Origin of the sequence: Scytonema hofmannii PCC 7110, assembly GCF_000346485.2 — a bacterium.
Taxonomy (GTDB): Bacteria; Cyanobacteriota; Cyanobacteriia; order Cyanobacteriales; family Nostocaceae; genus Scytonema; species Scytonema hofmannii.
In genome coordinates, this window is record NZ_KQ976354.1 from 4,167,130 (window position 1) to 4,186,762 (window position 19,633).

At 42.2% G+C, this 19,633-nt stretch carries 15 protein-coding genes; 13 read left to right on the forward strand and 2 right to left on the reverse strand.

Annotation, left to right across the window (positions count from 1 at the left end):
* Positions 1 to 176 precede the first annotated feature (176 nt).
* The 8 genes from scyF (at position 177) to eboE (ending at position 10,185) form a co-directional block, all read left to right on the forward strand.
* Complete coding sequence (gene scyF / locus WA1_RS17045; protein ID WP_017748786.1) at positions 177 to 1,349, forward strand: scytonemin biosynthesis PEP-CTERM protein ScyF; 1,173 nt, start codon at positions 177 to 179, stop codon at positions 1,347 to 1,349.
* 826 nt (positions 1,350 to 2,175) lie between these two features.
* Complete coding sequence (locus WA1_RS17050) at positions 2,176 to 2,907, forward strand: EboA family metabolite traffic protein (protein ID WP_017748787.1); 732 nt, start codon at positions 2,176 to 2,178, stop codon at positions 2,905 to 2,907.
* Positions 2,904 to 3,863 carry a TatD family hydrolase gene (locus WA1_RS17055; RefSeq protein WP_017748788.1) on the forward strand — a complete coding sequence of 320 codons (960 nt, stop codon included), beginning with the start codon at positions 2,904 to 2,906 and terminating at the stop codon, positions 3,861 to 3,863. The genes WA1_RS17050 and WA1_RS17055 overlap by 4 nt, the downstream gene beginning before the upstream one ends.
* Positions 3,864 to 3,936: 73 nt before the next feature.
* Positions 3,937 to 4,866, forward strand: coding sequence for a UbiA-like protein EboC (gene eboC, locus WA1_RS17060; protein WP_017748789.1), 930 nt, complete (start codon positions 3,937 to 3,939; stop codon positions 4,864 to 4,866).
* A 211-nt stretch (positions 4,867 to 5,077) separates the two neighbouring features.
* Positions 5,078 to 6,388 carry a glycosyltransferase family 4 protein gene (locus tag WA1_RS17065; protein WP_017748790.1) on the forward strand — a complete coding sequence of 437 codons (1,311 nt, stop codon included), beginning with the start codon at positions 5,078 to 5,080 and terminating at the stop codon, positions 6,386 to 6,388.
* Between the two features lie 83 nt (positions 6,389 to 6,471).
* On the forward strand, positions 6,472 to 7,476 hold the full coding sequence (tyrA, locus tag WA1_RS17070; protein ID WP_017748791.1) for a bifunctional chorismate mutase/prephenate dehydrogenase: 1,005 nt from the start codon (positions 6,472 to 6,474) through the stop codon (positions 7,474 to 7,476).
* A gap of 55 nt (positions 7,477 to 7,531) precedes the next feature.
* A complete protein-coding gene (locus tag WA1_RS17075; RefSeq protein ID WP_017748792.1) occupies positions 7,532 to 8,770 on the forward strand; it encodes a 3-dehydroquinate synthase in 1,239 nt (412 codons plus the stop codon).
* Positions 8,771 to 8,886: 116 nt separating this feature from the next.
* Complete coding sequence (gene eboE, locus WA1_RS17080; RefSeq protein ID WP_017748793.1) at positions 8,887 to 10,185, forward strand: metabolite traffic protein EboE; 1,299 nt, start codon at positions 8,887 to 8,889, stop codon at positions 10,183 to 10,185.
* Between the two features lie 143 nt (positions 10,186 to 10,328).
* Here the strand turns inward: eboE and WA1_RS17085 are convergent, their stop codons facing one another.
* Both WA1_RS17085 and WA1_RS17090 read right to left on the reverse strand, forming a co-directional pair.
* Entirely contained in the window at positions 10,329 to 10,982 is a 654-nt protein-coding gene (locus WA1_RS17085) for a Uma2 family endonuclease (protein ID WP_017748794.1), read from the reverse strand.
* 474 nt (positions 10,983 to 11,456) lie between these two features.
* Positions 11,457 to 12,122 carry a hypothetical protein gene (locus tag WA1_RS17090; RefSeq protein WP_017748796.1) on the reverse strand — a complete coding sequence of 222 codons (666 nt, stop codon included), beginning with the start codon at positions 12,120 to 12,122 and terminating at the stop codon, positions 11,457 to 11,459.
* 309 nt (positions 12,123 to 12,431) lie between these two features.
* Here WA1_RS17090 and WA1_RS17095 point away from each other — a divergent pair, with 309 nt between their 5' ends.
* The 5 genes from WA1_RS17095 to trpB all read left to right on the forward strand — a co-directional run bounded on the left by WA1_RS17095 (position 12,432) and on the right by trpB (position 19,578).
* Entirely contained in the window at positions 12,432 to 13,802 is a 1,371-nt protein-coding gene (locus tag WA1_RS17095) for an alkaline phosphatase family protein (RefSeq protein ID WP_017748797.1), read from the forward strand.
* Positions 13,803 to 14,316: 514 nt separating this feature from the next.
* Positions 14,317 to 16,515, forward strand: a complete 2,199-nt coding sequence (locus WA1_RS17100) for an anthranilate synthase (RefSeq protein ID WP_017748798.1) — start codon at positions 14,317 to 14,319, stop codon at positions 16,513 to 16,515.
* A gap of 57 nt (positions 16,516 to 16,572) precedes the next feature.
* Positions 16,573 to 17,406 carry an indole-3-glycerol phosphate synthase TrpC gene (trpC, locus tag WA1_RS17105; protein ID WP_017748799.1) on the forward strand — a complete coding sequence of 278 codons (834 nt, stop codon included), beginning with the start codon at positions 16,573 to 16,575 and terminating at the stop codon, positions 17,404 to 17,406.
* 43 nt (positions 17,407 to 17,449) lie between these two features.
* Positions 17,450 to 18,268, forward strand: coding sequence for a tryptophan synthase subunit alpha (gene trpA / locus WA1_RS17110; protein ID WP_017748800.1), 819 nt, complete (start codon positions 17,450 to 17,452; stop codon positions 18,266 to 18,268).
* A gap of 71 nt (positions 18,269 to 18,339) precedes the next feature.
* Positions 18,340 to 19,578 carry a tryptophan synthase subunit beta gene (gene trpB / locus WA1_RS17115; protein ID WP_017748801.1) on the forward strand — a complete coding sequence of 413 codons (1,239 nt, stop codon included), beginning with the start codon at positions 18,340 to 18,342 and terminating at the stop codon, positions 19,576 to 19,578.
* Positions 19,579 to 19,633: the final 55 nt, after the last annotated feature.

The following is a 19,633-nucleotide window of genomic DNA, read 5'->3' on the forward strand; positions in this document are numbered from 1 at the left end:
GTAGCATTCTTGTTTCAAATTGGTATTATTTCTTGGCAAATTTCTAAGAATGACTTAGAAAGAAGCTGCTGCCTAAAAAGGTCGTTAGAAAGGCAGCAACTCAACTCAAAATTCCCAGACTGGGTCTGGGAACATAAACCTAAAAAAAGTATAACTCATAACACTGAGAAGTCATCATGGGATTAGTAAAGAATTTATCAATTGCCTTAGTCAGTGCTAGCGTTATGGTAGCAGCTGCCGCAGCCCAAGCTATGGCGTTAAGCTTACAGTACGAGCGTGACATTGGCAGCCCTGGCTTCGGTCCTGGGCAGCTCTTTGTTCCCCAAGGCATAACGGTAGATAGCTCTGGGAATACCCTTGTAAGTAACGGTCGCGGTCTCAACGCGGACGGCAGTTTTAACCCGGCGATCGGTAACAAGGTGGAGGTCTTTGACCCTCAGGGTAACTATATTGGAGCAATTGGCAGGGGTGGCAGAGGACCTGGAGAATTCGACGAGCCATCAGCTCTTGAAATCGATCCGGATACTAAGAATCTTTACGTAGGTGATGTTTTCAACAACCGCGTTAATGTTTACGATCCCCAGGGTAACTTTATTAATTCATTTGGGGAATTTGGCGGTCTCAAAGAGGGTAGGGCTTTCTTTGGACCATCTGGTGTGACTTTCGACAAAGCTGGCTATGTGTATATAGGTGATTTTAGCGGCGATAAAATCAATAAATACACCAAAGATGGCGAGCTAATCGGTAGCATTGGCACCACTGGTACCGCTCCTGGGCAGTTCCAAGGACCAGCAGGTGTAAGAATTTCCCCAGTCAGTGGAAATTTCTTTGTGAGTGACCAGTTTAACAACCGCATTCAGGTACTCAGTCCAGAAGGTCAACCTATCTTGACATTTGGCAAGCAAGGCACTGGACCTGGAGAATTTAATCAGCCAATCGGTATAGAAGTGGATGAGGAAGAGAATATCTATGTGGCTGATTCTATCAACAGCCGCGTTCAGGTATTCGATAAAAACGGTAACTTCCTCACTGCATTTGGCGAACCGGCTCGCAATGCAAATGGTGAAATTGTACCACCTCCTGCACTAGGTGAGCCGCCCTTTGGCATCCCTCTTGACCTCAAACCAGGTTCATTTAACTGGACGGGTGGTACAAGCTACAAAGATGGTAAATTCTATGTAGGCGATTTCTTCCAGGGTCGTGTTCAGGTGTTAAACGTCGTTAAGGATAGCAAAACTAAAGTTCCCGAACCAGCATCCATATTTGGTTTGGGATTAGTTGGATTTGGCGTTGTGGTATCCAAACTGCGGAAAAATCGCAGAAAGTTAGCCGTGAATGTAGAAGGGTAAATTTAGCTAACAAGCACCAGACAAAGCGTAGGTAGAGCGCCGATACAGAAATCATAAAAACCCGGTTTCTTTGTACAGACTAGCCATGCTTAGTCTGTACGCCTACGAGATATCAAGCCTGACCACAGAGAGCATCCCAATTTGGAAAAAACACCTAGCGATTGAAAATCGCGGCTATACAAACAAAGTCCACCTACGTGGACTTAATATAAAGTCCTTGCCTTGCGAACTTGGCTTGTATAGCAAGAGAATACTATTCTTGCAGGCTTGTGCCAAATTGGGATGCTCCCTTCCGACAGAGAGAAACCGGGTTTTTACCTTCTTTTGTCTGTTACTAATGGTTACCTTATTTCCGCCGACCTATAATAGTTGGTTCTTTCTTGTTAATTTATTTAGCAAATTAATGAAGTTTAATTAGGACTTACGCACGCTCTACGAATTCTTGGCGCTCTTGGCGTCTTGGCGGTTCGATAAATCAAGGTTACTAGCAATCTTTGCGTAAGTCCTGTTAATTTTAAAATTAATTTTAAAATTGCTTGTTTTATTCACTTGATCCGTTAAATTACATACCTTTATTGAAAAAATGTGATAGCTTCTTAAAGTTTTAACAAAGGTTTCAGCACTTATAACAATTTTATAAATAGAATTTTATTTAGATGAAGATTAAGTCAAATTACTAGCAAAATATCATTATTTATGACACGATAAACAAAAATCAACACATGAAAATTGCTACTTTACTCGCTTAAATACATACAAATATGGAAGCGATATATTCATCTAATCAACTTTTGCTAGCTCGTTAACTTCACATCAATTTAGTGCTATGGGTGCTATAATTTCCCTAGAAAAAATAAATTTTCATATAACTGACTTACTTTATAATTGGCTCTCCCAAAGAGTTGAAAAAGAAAGTCTGAACTGGTTAGATACCAAAAAAGCACAAATAGAAAATGGTACTAATGTGCGGGTGTTTTTCACTGCCTTTAGTGCTGTACCTCGTCATATAGGCAAAAGTGACTTAAATTTAACCTCAAAAGACTTAGAAACTGCTTTCGCAGCACGGACAGATTGGTCTCCAACTCATTGGAGTGTGGACCAAGCAGCGCGCACACTTTTAGTGCTGTCTTTACCTCAAAGGTACTCAGAACAGTACTTGCAAACCCTAGAGCAAGTTTTTGCAGCCGCCGATGTAGGAGAACTTGTTGCCCTTTACCAAGCTCTATCACTACTACCTTATCCAGAAAGGCTTCGCTCCCGTGCTGCAGAAGGAGTCCGCAGCAACATGACAGCAGTCTTTAATGCTGTTGCTTTGCGAAATCCCTATCCATCTGAATATCTTGATGATATTGCTTGGAATCAGATAGTCCTCAAAGCTTTGTTTGTAGGTAGTCCCTTACATTTAATTCAAGGGATTGATAGCCGTGCAAATCCAGTACTCGCCAGAATGCTTGTTGACTACGCCCGCGAACGCTGGGCTGCTAAGCGCACTGTATCTCCTGAAATTTGGCCTTTAGTTGAAAAATTTACCTCAAGACCAGTGATCGGTGACCAGTGACCAGTGACCAATCTAAAATCCAAAATCCAAAATCCAAAATTTTTATTATGTTTATAGATCCTCACATTCACATGAGTTCTCGCACTACCGACGATTATCAGATGATGCGTCAAGCTGGAATTGTGGCTGTTATTGAGCCAGCGTTTTGGTTTGGACAACCTCGTACTAGTGTTGGGTCTTACCAAGATTACTTTAGCAGCTTAGTCGGGTGGGAACGATTCCGTGCAGCACAGTTTGGGATAAGACATTACTGTACAATTGGGTTGAACTCCAAAGAAGCTAACAACGAACCACTAGCAGAGCAAGTCATGGAGTTGTTACCCCTGTACGCCTGTAAAGAAGGTGTCGTCGCTATTGGTGAAATTGGCTACGACGATATGACTCCTGTAGAAGATAAATACTTTCGCTTGCAGTTGGAGTTGGCAAAAGAATTAGATATGCTGGTGATGATTCATACACCTCACCGCGATAAAAAAGCAGGAACCAGTCGCAGTATGGATGTGTGCTTGGAGCATGGGTTAAAACCATCACAAGTAATTGTGGATCACAACAACGAAGAAACCGTGCAAGAAGTTTTAGAGCGCGGCTTTTGGGCGGCTTTTACAATTTACCCAAACACAAAGATGGGTAATGCTCGCATGGTAGAAATTGTTCGTCAATACGGATGCGATCGCATTATTGTAGACAGCAGTGCTGATTGGGGAGTCAGCGATCCGCTAGCAGTACCCAAAACAGCCCAACTGATGCTAGAAAGAGGAATTTCAGAAGCACACGTGCGAGCCGTTTGTTATGAAAACGCACTTCTTGCTTACAGCCAAAGCGGTCAAATGAAAGAATCCGACTGGCTCAACCCATCACCTATAGATCAACGCCAGTTATTTAATGGAAATTCCGTACTGCGGGGACAAAAACCTGTTATAGGAACTCCTGTTCGCGAATATGCACTTATTGAGTAAAGAGTTAGTTGTTAGTAGTTATTAGTTATTACAACAACTAACAACTAACAACTAACAACTAACAACTAACATTATGAACACAGCAATGACAACACCGCGATTGCGGGCGTATTTTCAGTTAATGAGACCAGCCAACATTGTCACTGCATGGGCAGATATTTTAGCAGGCTTTGCAGCCTCAGGAAGTATTGTTCTTGCAAACCAAGCTGTAATTGGGGGGTCAACGCCAGATAACTTAACATCACTAGCATGGCTGCTGCTATCAACTACGGGTTTATACGGTGGTGGAGTTATCTTTAATGATGTATTTGATGTCAGTATAGACTCTATAGAACGACCTGAGAGACCTATCCCTAGTGGAAGGGTATCTCGTACAGAGGCAATTCTCATAGGAAGCCTGTTTTTATGTGTGGGTATTTCAGCAGCTTTGCAAGTGAGTTTGCTAAGTGCAACTTTGGCGTCTGGTATCGCGGCGGCTGCTCTTTTGTATGATGCGTGGGGAAAGCATCACCCTGTTTTTGGTCCATTCAATATGGGGCTTTGTCGCGGCTGTAACTTATTGCTTGGCGTAAGTGCAATGTCATCAATGATTACAGAGTGCTGGCTTCTCGCTTTAATTCCCATTGTTTACATCGCTGCTATCACAACTTTAAGCCGAGGTGAAGTACACGGGGGTAAAGTCAGTACTGGCATTATTGCGCTACTACTTGTTAGCACGGTCATTGCAGGGCTTTTGGGTTTGGGTTTATTGAATAATTATCACCTGCTTGCGGCACTACCATTCGTTGTACTGCTAGCTGTGCGAGTCTTACTACCTTTTATAAAAGCTGTTAGCAAACCAAGCCCAGAAAACATTCGTATAGCTGTACGAGTGGGTATTTTATCATTAACGGTGTTAGATGCTACAGTAGCTGCTGGTTTCGCTAGCTTGCCATACGGGTTAATCGTCCTGTTGCTACTACCCATTTCGATAGCACTGTCAAAAATCTTTGCCGTTACTTAACTAAACGATTTTGGATTTTAGATTTTGGATTTTAGATTCGGATGACTTTGTCTGAACTAAATTTCACACTACTATTTTGGATTTTAGATTTTGGATTTTGAATTGGGATGACTTTGCCTGAACTAAATTTCACATTCCTATCTTTAAACTTGGTATTAGATTCTGGTCACTGTTCACTGGTCACTGCTCACTGTTTACTGGTCACTGTTAAATGAGAATTCTGATTTACTCCTACAACTACCATCCAGAACCCATTGGCATTGCTCCTCTCATGACTGAACTAGCAGAAGGACTAGTAAAGCAAGGACATCAAGTGAGAGTGATAACAGGAATGCCAAACTACCCACAGCGTGAAATATACGAGGAGTATAAAGGCAAGTGGTTTGTCACAGAATTTAAAAATGGCGTCACCATCCAGCGCAGTTATCTGCGAATCAAATCGAAACCCAACCTAATAGACAGACTGTTACTGGAGTTGAGTTTTGTATTTACGAGCTTGCCACAAGCCATTAACGGTTGGCGACCAGATGTTATTCTTTTAACAGTACCACCATTATTAATATCACTTCCTGCAATTTTGCTGGGTTGGATATATAACTGCCGAGTCATATTAAATGTGCAAGATATTTTACCAGAAGCAGCTATACGCGTTGGATTAATAAAACACAAATTGATGATTTGCGCCTTAGAAACTCTGGAAAAATTTGCTTACCGCCACAGTCATACTATCAGTGTTATTGCAGATGGATTTAGAGAAAATTTAATAAATAAAGGAGTTCCAGCCCAGAAAATTTTTTGCGTCCCCAATTGGGTAAATGTTAATTTTATCCGTCCTTTGCCGAAGCAAGGAAATGTCTTTCGAGCAGCTTATCAGTTAGAGGACAAGTTTGTTGTGCTGTACTCGGGTAACATCGCTCTCACTCAAGGTTTAGAGACAGTCATAGAGGCAGCAGTTTCCTTACGTCACATTCCAGAAATTGTCTTTGTCATTGCAGGTGAGTCAAGAGCGCTGCAACGATTAAGAAAATATTGCCAAAGTTGCGGGGCAAATAATGTTTTACTGATACCACTTGTGGCAAGAGAAAAACTATCTGAAATGCTGGCTGCAGCAGATTTAGGATTGGTTGTGCAAAAACGCAATGTCATTTCCTTCAATATGCCTTCTAAAATTCCACTACTACTTGCGTCTGGTCGTCCCATTGTGGCATCGGTTCCTGCATCTGGAACGGCTGCTCGTGCTGTTAGAAAAAGTGGCGGTGGTATAGTTGTTGCTCCTGAATCACCCCAGGATATGGCATCTGCGGTTTTAGAACTCTATAAAAATCCGGAAAGAGCAGCAAAACTTGGTAAGCAAGGAAGGCAGTTTGCTGTTGAACATTATTCTTTTGAGCAAGCACTAGCTGCTTATGAAGCACTATTTGCTGAAGTTGTTACTAGTTCAACAACCAATACTGCTCTCCTAAGCCGGAACAGAAACCCGGTTTCTCAAAGAAACCGGGTTTCTCACAGCGCGAATAGTTAGTGGTTAGTAGTTAGTGGTTAGTCGTGATTAGAACAACTAACAACCAACAACTAACAACCAACAACTAACCCCTCTTACAAATTATGATCCCAGAAAAGCTGAAACAAACAGACCAAAACCCAAGCAATCTCTCGCGAGATTGCCTATCGAGTTCAGAAACATCAAAAATCCCCAATCTTGAAGAACAAGTTGCATATGCAATTTCCATACTTGCCGAAGCTGGTTTTCCTGAATCACTTTGGGCAAATAATATAGTGCAAAGTTGTTATGCTCAGCGATCGCAGGATATTTCCAGTTCTTCTACTGACAATGTCGCACCTCAAAAGATTACCATAATTGGAGGATGTGGTAGAATGGGGAGATTTTTCACGAATCAACTTGCGATCGCAGGTCATATAGTCAGTGTTCTGGAAAATGAAGATTGGGACCGAGCGGATGAACTGCTTGGTTCAGCAGACCTCGTTATGGTTAGCGTTCCTATTGAGTGGACAACAGAAGTGATCGAGCAAGCCGCTCAATATCTTGCACCAACCACAGCACTATGCGATCTCACAAGTCTGAAGGTTGAACCCGTGCAAGCGATGTTACACCACCATAGCGGTTCGGTGATGGGATTGCACCCTATGTTTGGTCCCAATGTCAAGTCTTTTGTGGGGCAAAAAGTAATCGTGTGTCCCGGTCGAAATGAAGAATCATTTCAATGGTTATTAGAACTCATTCAAGATCGAGGAGGCGAAGTTATTGTTTGCACGCCTGAAGAACACGATCGCATGATGGTGATTATTCAAGCAACCCGTCACTTTTCTAGATTTAGCGTTGGAGTTTTCCTAGCACAAGAGAAAGTAGACATAGAGCGTAGTTTGTTAATGTCTAGTTTCAGCTACCGCCAAGAGATTGAAATCATTAAAAGATTGTTTACCCAAAACCCAAACTTATGTGTGGACATTATGTTGGCAACTCCAGAAAGATGTCAAGCAATAGCCCGGTTAGCTGATACCTATAACCGCTTGGCAATGCTAGTAGCGCGGAAAGATCGAGAGGGATTAATTAAAGAATTTGAAACCTCTACAAACTTTTTTGGATTTTAGATTTTAGATTTTGGATTTTAAATTTTAGATTTTGGATTGAAATATCGGTAAAAATATGGTTACGGAAATCAGGCAGAAAACTACAATACATAATTTACCCGCAATACGCCAAAGTGTTTCGGTGACTTTCCACTACGCAGTGCATTTTACCACCGGATTGTTTGATACCAAAAACCCTTTGTTAGCACAAACGATCGCAGCCGATGGAGAACCGGGCCCGAAAAAAGTATTGGCAATCGTAGACTCAGGGTTTTTGCACTCCCACCGCACGCTACCCAAACAATTGGCACTTTATTGCGATCGCTATGCTGATGCGATCGCACTTGTTGCAAATCCTATTGTAATTCCAGGTGGAGAAGAAGCAAAAAACCATCCCAAGTTGCTAGAACAAATTCATGCTGCAATTGATGCAGTCGGACTGTGTCGCCATTCCTACCTGTTAGGAATTGGTGGTGGCGCTGCATTAGACTTGATTGGATATGCAGCCGCAACAGCACATCGCGGAGTTCGTCTGATTCGCGTTCCCACAACCGTACTCGCGCAAAATGATTCTGGTGTAGGGGTAAAGAACGGAATCAACGCCTTTGGGAAAAAGAACTTTCTGGGAACTTTTGCACCACCCTACGCAGTTTTAAATGATGTTTCGTTTTTGACTACTCTAGACGATCGCGATTGGCGTTCTGGCATTGCAGAAGCAGTTAAAGTAGCACTCATCAAGGATGCTAACTTCTTTGACGACATCCGTATACAAGCTACTGCACTTGCTTGTCGCGATATGAAAGCTATGCAAAATGTCATCTATCAATGTGCTCAATTACATATGAACCATATTGCCAAAGGCGGAGATCCCTTTGAAATGGGTTCATCCCGTCCTTTAGATTTTGGTCATTGGGCAGCACATAAGCTAGAGCAGTTAACAGACTACAGCTTACGCCATGGAGAAGCAGTTGCGATCGGTATTGCTTTAGATAGTACTTACTCCTATCTGTTAGGATTGCTTTCTCGTTTAGAGTGGCAGCAGATACTCAATACACTGACAGCGCTAGGCTTTAACCTATACGTACCCGAGCTTTCTACAAAAATGGATCAACCAGAAGATCCTCATTGTTTGTTCCGAGGACTCACCGAATTTCAAGAACACTTGGGTGGTGAACTGACAATTACACTTTTACAACGCATCGGTAAGGGTATTGAAGTTCATGAAGTAGACCTATCCTTATACCGACAAGCCATTTGGTTGCTCAGCGAGTTTTATAACTCCACGTTACCAACCTCAGGCTGGACTAGGGATTAGGGGGTAGTAGGGTGGGCAATGCCAACCATTCAAGGCGCTGCAAGATTCCCAGATCCCCGACAACTCATGCGAAGTCGGGGAGCTAGACCAATTAAAGCTAGGATAGGGAAAAAATCATGAAAATTGCCACAAATAAAGACTTTCATTTAACATACTGTACAAATATTCATCCCGGTGAAGAGTGGAACAAAGTCTTTACCAACTTAAAGCAGTACATACCATCTTTAAAAGCACAGCTAGTGAGTTCAAATCCCGGACTTCTTCAAGAAGTCCGGGATTTGACAGCCCATGAAAGTCCATTTGGTATTGGATTGCGATTGGCAGATGTTGCAACGAAGGAATTGCTTGAAGGAAACAATTTAACAGAGTTCCAATCGTGGTTAACTAAGCAAAACCTATACGTATTTACCTTAAATGGCTTTCCGTTTGGTGGATTTCATTGGCAAGTCGTAAAAGACCAAGTTTATGCACCAGATTGGTCAAAACAAGAGAGATTAGACTATACCATAAGATTAGTACACATACTCGCACAGCTTTTACCTTCAGGTGTCGAAGGCAGTATTTCTACATTACCGCTATCATACAAACCTTGGTTTAAAGGCAATCAACTTTTTCAAGCCTCCGTCACAAGTAGTGCTACTCTCCGTATAGCAGAAGTAGTAGCAGAAATGGTAAAAATTAAACACGAAACTGGAAAAAATATTCATTTAGATTTAGAACCAGAACCAGATGGGTTGATAGAAAATGCTGCTGAGGTGGTTGATTATTTCCAAACCTACTTATTACCTATAGGTGGAGATTATTTAACAAAGCATTTAGGAATTTCTTTTGAAGCAGCTGAAACTCATTTATTAAATCACGTGCGCGTTTGTTACGATACCTGTCATTTTGCTGTGGAGTATGAAGACCCAATTACAGTCTTCCAGAAATTCCAATCTGCAGGAATTCAAGTTGGCAAAATTCAAATTAGTGCTGCACTACAGGTGAAAATTCCCACAGATATTGAACAGCGCCGCCTCATCAAAGAGAGATTGCTGCCTTTTGCTGAATCTACATATTTACACCAAGTTATTGCAAGAGAGAGTCATGGAAAACTGCGTCACTACCCTGATTTAGAACAAGCTTTACCAGAGTTAGAAAAGACGACAGCTTCTGAGTGGCGCATTCACTTTCACGTTCCAATTTTTATTAGAGATTATCAACTATTTCAGTCCACTCAAAATGATATAACAAAGGTATTAGACTTATTACAAGATAATCATGCTTGTGACCATCTTGAAATAGAGACATACACCTGGGAAGTTCTGCCAAAGGAGATGAAGCTAGATTTATCATCATCACTTCAACGGGAGTATGAGTGGGTATTGTCGAAGATGGAAGCAAATAGTAGAAATGTGTTGACAGTTAGCTGTTAAATGCTGGCGATTGAAATCGCGGCTATACAAACAAAGTCCACCTGCGTGGACTGATGCATCAAAGCCTGCTCCGGCAGGCTTTGTTTGTATAGCCCCAAATTTCTATTCTTGCAGGCTTGTGCCAAATTGGGATGCTCCCTTATTTATCCTCTTCCTATAGCAATCATCGCTTCAAGTTCTTCCAATGCTTGAACGCTACCTACCTGCCAAGCACGCTCTACCAAAGCGGGAATAATTTGTGTTAATTGTATGTTTTCAAAATTGGGACTGGTTTCGGATTTTATGTAACTTCCTTGTCTTAATAAATAGATAGTAAGTGTTCCGCTATCATAAACCCAAACTTCTGGGACACCGATTACCTTGTATGCTTCGAGAGTAGTTTTAGAAGACACATCTGTTTCAATAGCTAAATCTGGTGGTGGATCGTCGGCTTGTAACCGACGACGACCAATCATGCGTTGGTAATTCTGAATATAAAAGCAAGCATCAGGTTCAACTCCTGCTGTCCCTTCTTTTTTAAAAGTAGTAGAACCAAATGGTTCATATCTTCTACCTTTAGCTCTGAGCAAAGTTTTTACAAGATCTGAAATTAATTCTTTTGGCTTCTCATGTTCTGGTAAGGGAAGCATAATTTCTAAAGTCCCCTTGCTGTAAGCTACTCTTGCACTTCGGTGTTCGCCCAATTCCTGCACGATCGCTTCAAACTCCTCCCAAGTAACATCTGGGATAGTCACTAAGCTACCGGGAGCCAATCGTATCTTGCTAACAGGTTTGACAACAGGAGCTAAAGCAGTCATAACGAAGAATCAGAAACAGGTTTTACATTTACCTTAGCATTATATAGATTAGCTCAAGCTTTGACAGCATGGTGTTGGGTAAGTTATTTGTAAAAGAGCGGGGCTATTTGTAAAAAAGACGGGCTATTTGTAAAAGGGGAGCATCCCAATTTGGAAAAAACACGTTTGCGATTGAAATCGCAGCTATAGAGGCTAAGTCCACCTGCGTGGACTTAATAATAAGAAGTCCGCGTAGGCGGACTTTGTTTGTGTAGCCCCAGAATTCTATTCTGAGGGCAATTAGCAAATTCGGGATGCTCCCTGTAAAAGAGACGGGCAAGATGCCCGTTCCACAAGAATTTCACTTGCAAATTGTTCAATTCTTGTGGGGTGGGCATCCTGCCAGCCCAAATTATGTAAATTGGATGTAGAACAGCTTACTGATAGGTTGCAAGATCCGCGACTTCTTGAAGAAGTCGCGGATCTAACTAGGATTTAACGCCGGAATTTCAACTTACGACTATATTTTCCTAACAAAAAACTTAAGCCAACAAATCCCATACCAATTACCCCAGCAGTTGCATTTGGTTCTGGAACAGCTTTGGGGGTTTGTACGGAGAATTTGAGCACAGCTTTACCTTTAAAAGGCGCAGTCAAATCTGTACTGGTTAATCTGTCATTTTGAGTAAAAGTTATGTTACCAACTGCATCCTTGAATAGACCTTCACCACCAGTCAGAGTGATAGTTCCAGCACCATTCACTGTACCGTTAACAAAATCAAATTTAGCTTGGTCGTTGGCGGTTCCATATAATTCATTGCTCCCACCATAATATCGATCGCTAAGAAGTGGCTGATTTTCTAAGCCAAAAGCAGATGCATCTGCATTGAAGTAAGAAATGTTTGTTGTTGGGTCAAATTGACCGTAAGTATTGCTGAGAAACTTACTCAATCCATATGGAGCATCAGCATTTTCACCTGTAATCGTTGCTCTAGTAATACCTATGTCTGGTCTAAAAGAAGGGTCAATGGTGACTACCGTATCGTAAGTGGCGCTAAATTCATAATTTGTTTGCGCGTTGGCTTTTGCTGTATCTAGTCCAAAACTAATTAGCGTGATAGCTACTGAGGCTAGTCCTAAAGTATATGAACGTGAAATCATAATTGCCCTTTTTTCTACAAATAAAAAGCGCGATTGACATCAAGACGCATTTTTTTATAACCCTTTACTTTAGAAGTATAAGATATGTAAATTTCAGGATAAATGAACAATTTTTTGATGTGTTTGTTAGATTTTTAGATATCCCAAAAATTACGCAGGTAAAGATAGGAAAATCTGTGCTATTTTGTGATTCCCTACTATGATTAGAAGCAAATATTAAATAGCTATCATGTACTTCCCTACACCAGAACAAACAAAAATTTCTTACCCCTACTCCCTACTCCCTACTCCCTACTCCCTATCATAGTCATGCATAAAACTGCTGTTCTTAACGTAGTCGGATTGTCACCCAGTTTATTGGGAGAACATACGCCATTCCTATCTCGATGGGTAGCCTCTGGAAAAGCTGTTCCAATTTCGCCAGTGTTACCTGCTGTTACCTGTACAGCGCAAGCAACCTATCTAACCGGAAAAATGCCCGATGAGCACGGTATTGTTGCCAATGGCTGGTATTTTCACGATGATTGCGAGATTAAGTTTTGGCGACAGTCCAATAAACTCGTTCAAGCACCAAAAGTGTGGGATATGGCGCGATCGCTAGATCCATCTTTTACCTGCGCCAATTTGTTCTGGTGGTACAATATGTACTCTTCAGTAGACTATGCAGTTACCCCCCGACCAATGTATCCTGCTGACGGTAGAAAACTTCCTGATATTTACACTTATCCACAAGAATGGCGTTCGGAACTCCAAACTGAGTTTGGTCAGTTTCCTCTCTTTAATTTCTGGGGTCCCAACACGTCTATTCGGTGTAGTGAGTGGATAGCCTCTTCTGCTAAATGGGTGGAACAAAAGTGCAACCCTACCCTCACACTCATTTACTTACCTCATTTAGATTACTGCTTGCAAAAATTTGGACCAGAGGACAAACGAGTCGCAAAAGACTTACAAGAAATTGATGGTGTTTGCCGCGATCTCATTGAATTCTACGAAAACCGAGGTACACAAGTCATTGTTCTGTCTGAATATGGTATTACAGCTGTATCTCAACCAGTTCACCTGAACCGGATGCTCCGAGAACAAGGGTTGCTGAGTGTAAGAGAAGAACTGGGGCGGGAATTACTCGACCCTGGAGCAAGTAAAGCATTTGCTGTCGCCGACCACCAAATTGCTCACGTTTATGTCAACGATCCATTTTACATACCTAAAGTGAGAGTGCTGTTAGAAGCAACAGAGGGTGTTGCCCAAGTGTTGGGAGACGAAGAAAAGCCAGCATACCATCTCAATCATTCCAGATCGGGAGAGTTAGTCGCGATCGCTCAACCAAATGCCTGGTTTACTTACTATTACTGGCTAGATGACAATCGTGCTCCGGATTTTGCCAGAACAGTAGATATCCATCGCAAACCCGGTTACGATCCAGTAGAACTTTTTCTCGACCCTCAAATTCAACTTCCCAAACTTAAAATAGGCATAAAACTGTTAAAAAAACAGCTTGGTTTTCGCTACTTAATGGATGTTATTCCTTTAGATGCATCCTTGGTACGTGGATCTCATGGCTCTACAACCGTTGCTGCTGCAGATAAACCATTATTTATAACTCAGCAAACTCATTTGCTATCTGCTGAATCGATAGAAGCAAGGGATGTATGTCACCTCATACTGCAACATCTTCATTGAAAATAGGGAGTGGGGAGTTGGGAGTAGGGAGTTGGGAGTAGGAGGAAGAAAATTGAAAATAGGGAGTAGAAAATATAATTTTTTATATACTCCTATTCTCCTAGTAAATACTTAGTCTTAAACGAGTTATTACATATATTCCTTTAGAGAGAAAGAATTTGTAACTCAAGGTGGTAGAGGATAACGACCTTCATGTAGTTTCTGGAGTTTTACTTAGAAGCAAAAGTAAAAAGCCAAAAAAATGACACATATAACGAAAAAATGTTCATCTATATATTCCTTAACATTTAGTAAGCTAAACTTATACCAAGAAATACTTCATACTTTGCTGCTACAAGCTCTGTTTTCCGTGAATTGTCCGTCTCGATTAATTTATTGTTATTAGCTGCGTATATACTGTGCTTTAAGGCACAATTTATCTAATTAGAGATTAGTCCAAGTGGCAAAGTCTGCGTTTATCGTAGGCTGTTTAGATATGCAATTAAATACTCCCTCACCATCAAAGAAATTGCCCATGATTGTTGATTCTCACACTTACAAAACTCTTGGCGGTATAGGTGTATCTCGCTCCATCACTGAAGTGAAGTTGGACACAGCCTTGGATGAAATTTCCTTTTATTTGGACTCCCAGCGAGGAGGATTGCTTAAAAGCAGCTATGAATATCCAGGGCGATACAAAAGATGGGCGATTGGATTTGTAAATCCACCACTAGAACTGACAACACGGGAGAGAGCTTTCAGCGTAAAAGCTCTAAACAATCGCGGCAAGGTGCTTCTACCCCTATTGTTGGTGCGTCTATCTGCACATTCCCAACTTCAAGAAGTCAAGCAAGACAGCGATTATATTACTGGATCTGTAAAGCCTGCCTTGCAATTGTTTGTAGAAGAAGAACGCAGTAAGCAACCTTCTGCGTTCACAGTGATTCGCGAAATTCTCCATGTTTTCTCTAGTCATGAAGACGAGCATCTAGGATTGTATGGGGCATTTGGCTATGATTTGTTATTTCAGTTTGAACCAATTCCAATGCGTCTGGAACGTCCCGCAGACCAACGGGATATAGTGCTTTATTTGCCCGATGAATTGGTTGTTGTTGACTACTATTTGCAGCGTGCTTATCGAGTGCAGTATGAATTTGAAACAACAGAAGGCAATACCCAACATCTTCCACGTATAGGGGAATCAATTGACTACAGAGGTAAGCACCTTGTTCCAGCAAAAGCTTCCGACCATGCACCAGGAGAATATGCCAGTCAAGTAAAAGTAGCGCTAGATTATTTCCGGCGTGGAGATTTGTTTGAAGTGGTTCCTTCGCAAAGCTTTTTTGAGTCCTGCGAACAACCACCCAGCCAACTTTTCCAAACCCTACAGCATATAAACCCCAGCCCTTATGGTTTTATCTTCAACCTTGGTGGAGAGTTTATCATTGGTGCTTCCCCAGAAATGTTTGTGCGGGTTGAAGGGCGGCGAGTAGAAACCTGCCCAATTAGTGGTACTATTACTCGGGGACAAGATGCCCTTGATGATGCCGAGCAAATTCGTCAACTCCTAAATTCAGGTAAGGAAGAAGCAGAGTTGACCATGTGTACTGACGTGGATCGCAATGACAAATCCCGGATTTGCGAACCTGGATCCGTACAGGTGATCGGTCGCCGTCAAATAGAAATGTATAGTCACTTGATCCATACAGTGGATCATGTTGAGGGTTTGCTGCGATCGCAGTTTGATGCTTTGGACGCCTTTCTAACCCATACCTGGGCGGTGACAGTGACAGGCGCACCCAAGCGATCGGCAATGCAATTCCTCGAACAGCACGAACGCAGCGCCAGACGCTGGTATGGTGGAGCAGTGGGCTACCTCAACTTTAATGGTAACCTGAATACAGGATTAATTTTGAGAACCATTAGGCTTCAAGATTCAATTGCCGAGGTAAGAGTAGGAGCAACAGTTCTTTATGACTCTTTGCCATCAGCAGAAGAACAAGAGACAATGACAAAAGGTGCGGCATTATTTGAAACAATTCGCCGTGCAAAGCAAGGAATCTCATCAAACAATTGCAAACGAGCAAAATTGAGCGCTTGTGTTCCAGATGTCGAACCCGGTAAGCGTATTTTACTTATCGATTACGAAGACTCATTTGTTCACACACTAGCCAACTACATTCGTCAAACTGGAGCAACAGTCACCACATTACGTCACGGCTTCTCAGAATCCCTCTTGGATATAGAGCGTCCGGACTTAGTTGTTTTATCTCCCGGTCCCGGTAAACCCAGTGATTTTAATGTACCAGACATGGTTCAAAGTTGCGTGCGCCGCAATATACCTCTGTTTGGAGTGTGTCTGGGACTACAAGGAATTGTTGAAGCCTTTGGAGGAGAACTCGGAGTTCTTCATTATCCCCAACATGGTAAATCCTCAAGGGCGATCGTGACTGAACCAGATTCAGTTTTATTTAAAGGCTTACCCCAATCCTTTTCAGTAGGTAGATATCATTCTTTGTTTGCCTTACCACATCGGTTACCCGAACAATTGAAAGTAACAGCTATCTCAGATGATGAAACGATCATGGCAATTGAGCATCGATCGCTTCCTATAACTGCCGTGCAGTTTCATCCAGAATCTATTATGACTCTATCACAAGAAGTTGGTCTGGCAATCATCCAGAATGTAGTCCGTGCATATACTCAAATACAGAAGTTAGTGGTTAGTGGTTAGTAGTTTCTAATAACCAACAACTATTCACTATCCACTAACAACTATCAACTAACATTTATGAATTATTCAGTTGGTGTTCGTCCGCGCCACATTCTCGAAGAAATTGTGTGGTACAAAAGGCAAGAAGTTGCACAAATGCGTCAGGAATTGCCTTTAGTTTCTTTGCAACAACAATTAAGTACGGCTTCTATAGTCAGAAATTTCTTGACGGCTTTGCGAGAAAACCCTTACCTACCTAGCGTGATTGCGGAGGTGAAAAAAGCATCTCCAAGCCGTGGCGTACTTCGTGCTGACTTCGATCCGGTAGCGATCGCACAAGCTTACGAACGAGGTGGAGCAGCTTGTTTGTCCGTTCTTACAGATTCCAAGTTCTTCCAGGGTAATTTTGATAACTTGCGTAATATCAGGCAAAAAGTTGCACTGCCACTATTGTGTAAAGAGTTTATTATTGATATTTATCAAATTTATTATGCACGAGTGGCAGGTGCAGATGCTGTATTATTGATAGCAGCCATTTTAACAGATGAAGAAATTCAGGATTTTGCGAGAGTTATCCATGACTTAGGAATGAAAGCTTTAGTAGAAGTTCATACCTTAGGTGAACTAGATAGAGTTCTAAAATTGGATAACATACGCTTAATAGGTATAAACAATCGCAATCTAGAAGATTTCACCCTCGATATTAAAACAACCCAAAAACTGTCAGAGCAACGGCGATCGCAATTACAAAGCTATGGCATCACTCTTGTCAGTGAGTCTGGCTTATATACACCCGCCGATTTATCATTTGTAGCTGAAGTTGGTGCTCGTGCAGTACTCGTGGGAGAATCCTTAGTAAAACAAGCTGATATAGAGAAGGCTGTGCGAAGCCTGCTTAACAGTGACCAGTGACCAGTAATCAGTGACCACTAACAACTAACAACTAACAAAATCAATGGCTTCTATTTCCGAACGCTTTCAATCTTTAAGAAATCGCAATCAGTGTGCTTTAATTCCTTTTGTGACAGCAGGAGATCCAGACCTGGAAACAACAAAAGAGGCTTTGCGCGTATTAGACAGGAATGGTGCTGACTTTATTGAATTGGGTGTTCCTTATTCCGATCCCCTTGCAGATGGTCCCGTTATTCAAGCGGCAGCGACTCGCGCTTTGTCTAAGGGAACTACACTAGAACAAGTGCTAGACTTAGTTGCAGAAGTTAGCCCTAGCCTGCAAGCACCTATTATTTTATTTACTTACTACAATCCTATTTTAAATTGGGGTATTAGGCCATTTTTAGCGCAAATTGCAAATGTTGGAGCGCGGGGCTTAGTTGTTCCAGACTTACCTTTAGAAGAAGCAGAAGAGTTAATTAACACGGCTGCTGAATTTGGAATAGAAGTTATTTTGCTTGTGGCTCCTACAAGTTCCAAAGAAAGAATTAATGCGATCGCCCAATCTTCTAGAGGATTTATTTACCTTGTTAGTGTCACTGGTGTAACAGGTATACGTTCTCAAATTCAGGAGCGTGTAAAGCCGTTATTAGCGTCCATGCGAAGCGTAAGTGATAAGCCAATTGGCGTCGGCTTTGGTATTTCCGGCTCAGAACAAGCGCGTCAGGTTAAAGAATGGGGCGCAGACGCCGTGATTGTTGGTAGCGCTTTTGTGAAACGTTTAGCAACTGGTAATCCAGAAGAAGGACTCCAAGCAATTGAAGAACTTTGCAAAGAATTAAAAGCAGCGATAGCACCTGAATTGCTAATTGCTAATTGCTAATTGCTCATTAGCCACTGTACGGGCGCAAGGCATTGCGCTCCCTACTCCCTACTCCCTACTCCCTAACAAACATGGTAAGCATCTCAGATAAAAACATTGCAGCCGCATCTGTAGTTCCTGACTCTTTGGGAAGATTTGGACGTTTTGGGGGTAAATATGTCCCTGAAACCTTAATGCCTGCTTTAAGTGAATTAGAAGCTGCAGCAGCACAATATCGCAATGACCCAACTTTTCAAGCAGAATTAAACGAATTACTGCGCGATTATGTGGGTCGCCCCAGTCCTTTATATTTTGCCGAACGTCTGACAGCAAAATATACTAGACCCGATGGAACCGGACCACAAATTTACTTAAAGCGTGAAGATTTAAACCATACAGGTGCTCATAAAATTAATAATGCTTTGGGTCAGGTGTTGTTGGCAAAGCGTATGGGCAAGCAGCGCATTATCGCTGAAACTGGCGCAGGTCAGCACGGAGTTGCAACTGCTACTGTGTGTGCTCGTTTTGGTTTGCAGTGCGCGATCTACATGGGTATCCATGATATGCAACGCCAATCCCTTAACGTTTTCCGGATGAAGCTGATGGGAGCAGAGGTGCGTCCCGTTGCAGCTGGGACTGGAACCCTCAAAGATGCAACTTCTGAAGCTATCCGAGACTGGGTAACAAATGTAGAAACAACTCATTACATTTTAGGTTCTGTTGCTGGTCCTCATCCCTATCCAATGCTAGTACGCGATTTTCACGCTATCATTGGTCAAGAGACTCGCGCTCAATGTTTGGAGAAATGGAGCGGTCTTCCAGATATCCTTTTGGCTTGTGTGGGTGGTGGTTCTAATGCCATTGGGTTGTTCACTGAGTTTGTGAATGAACCATCTGTCCGTATCATTGGAGTTGAGGCAGCAGGTGAAGGTGTTAACACGGAGAAGCATGCAGCTACTTTAACACGAGGTCGAATTGGTGTGTTGCATGGTGCGATGAGCTACGTGTTGCAAGATGGCGATGGTCAGGTTGTGGAAGCCCATTCCATTAGCGCTGGTTTGGATTATCCTGGTGTAGGTCCAGAACACAGCTATCTTAAGGATCTCGGTCGTGCTGAGTACTACAGCGTAAGTGATTCTGAAGCTTTAGCAGCGTTCCAGCGTTTGTCTCAGCTAGAAGGAATTATTCCAGCTTTGGAAACCTCTCATGCGATCGCGTATCTTGAAACACTCTGCCCGCAGCTAAGTGGTAGCCCCCGAATAGTGATTAATTGTTCGGGTAGGGGAGACAAGGACGTACAAACAGTTGCTAAAGTCATCAATCCCGCTTGATACTTATTTTAGATTTTACATTTTGGATTTTGGATTGAGAAATGATGTTGACCCT

What these genes read in the sequence shown, in the direction of transcription:
- scyF (WP_017748786.1), top strand. Translation starts at nt 177, where the DNA reads ATGGGATTAGTAAAGAATTTATCAATTGCCTTAGTCAGTGCTAGCGTT.
- WA1_RS17050 (WP_017748787.1), top strand. Translation starts at nt 2,176, where the DNA reads ATGGGTGCTATAATTTCCCTAGAAAAAATAAATTTTCATATAACTGAC.
- eboC (WP_017748789.1), top strand. Translation starts at nt 3,937, where the DNA reads ATGAACACAGCAATGACAACACCGCGATTGCGGGCGTATTTTCAGTTA.
- WA1_RS17065 (WP_017748790.1), top strand. Translation starts at nt 5,078, where the DNA reads ATGAGAATTCTGATTTACTCCTACAACTACCATCCAGAACCCATTGGC.
- tyrA (WP_017748791.1), top strand. Translation starts at nt 6,472, where the DNA reads ATGATCCCAGAAAAGCTGAAACAAACAGACCAAAACCCAAGCAATCTC.
- WA1_RS17075 (WP_017748792.1), top strand. Translation starts at nt 7,532, where the DNA reads ATGGTTACGGAAATCAGGCAGAAAACTACAATACATAATTTACCCGCA.
- eboE (WP_017748793.1), top strand. Translation starts at nt 8,887, where the DNA reads ATGAAAATTGCCACAAATAAAGACTTTCATTTAACATACTGTACAAAT.
- WA1_RS17085 (WP_017748794.1), bottom strand. Translation starts at nt 10,982, where the DNA reads ATGACTGCTTTAGCTCCTGTTGTCAAACCTGTTAGCAAGATACGATTG.
- WA1_RS17090 (WP_017748796.1), bottom strand. Translation starts at nt 12,122, where the DNA reads ATGATTTCACGTTCATATACTTTAGGACTAGCCTCAGTAGCTATCACG.
- WA1_RS17095 (WP_017748797.1), top strand. Translation starts at nt 12,432, where the DNA reads ATGCATAAAACTGCTGTTCTTAACGTAGTCGGATTGTCACCCAGTTTA.
- WA1_RS17100 (WP_017748798.1), top strand. Translation starts at nt 14,317, where the DNA reads ATGATTGTTGATTCTCACACTTACAAAACTCTTGGCGGTATAGGTGTA.
- trpC (WP_017748799.1), top strand. Translation starts at nt 16,573, where the DNA reads ATGAATTATTCAGTTGGTGTTCGTCCGCGCCACATTCTCGAAGAAATT.
- trpA (WP_017748800.1), top strand. Translation starts at nt 17,450, where the DNA reads ATGGCTTCTATTTCCGAACGCTTTCAATCTTTAAGAAATCGCAATCAG.
- trpB (WP_017748801.1), top strand. Translation starts at nt 18,340, where the DNA reads ATGGTAAGCATCTCAGATAAAAACATTGCAGCCGCATCTGTAGTTCCT.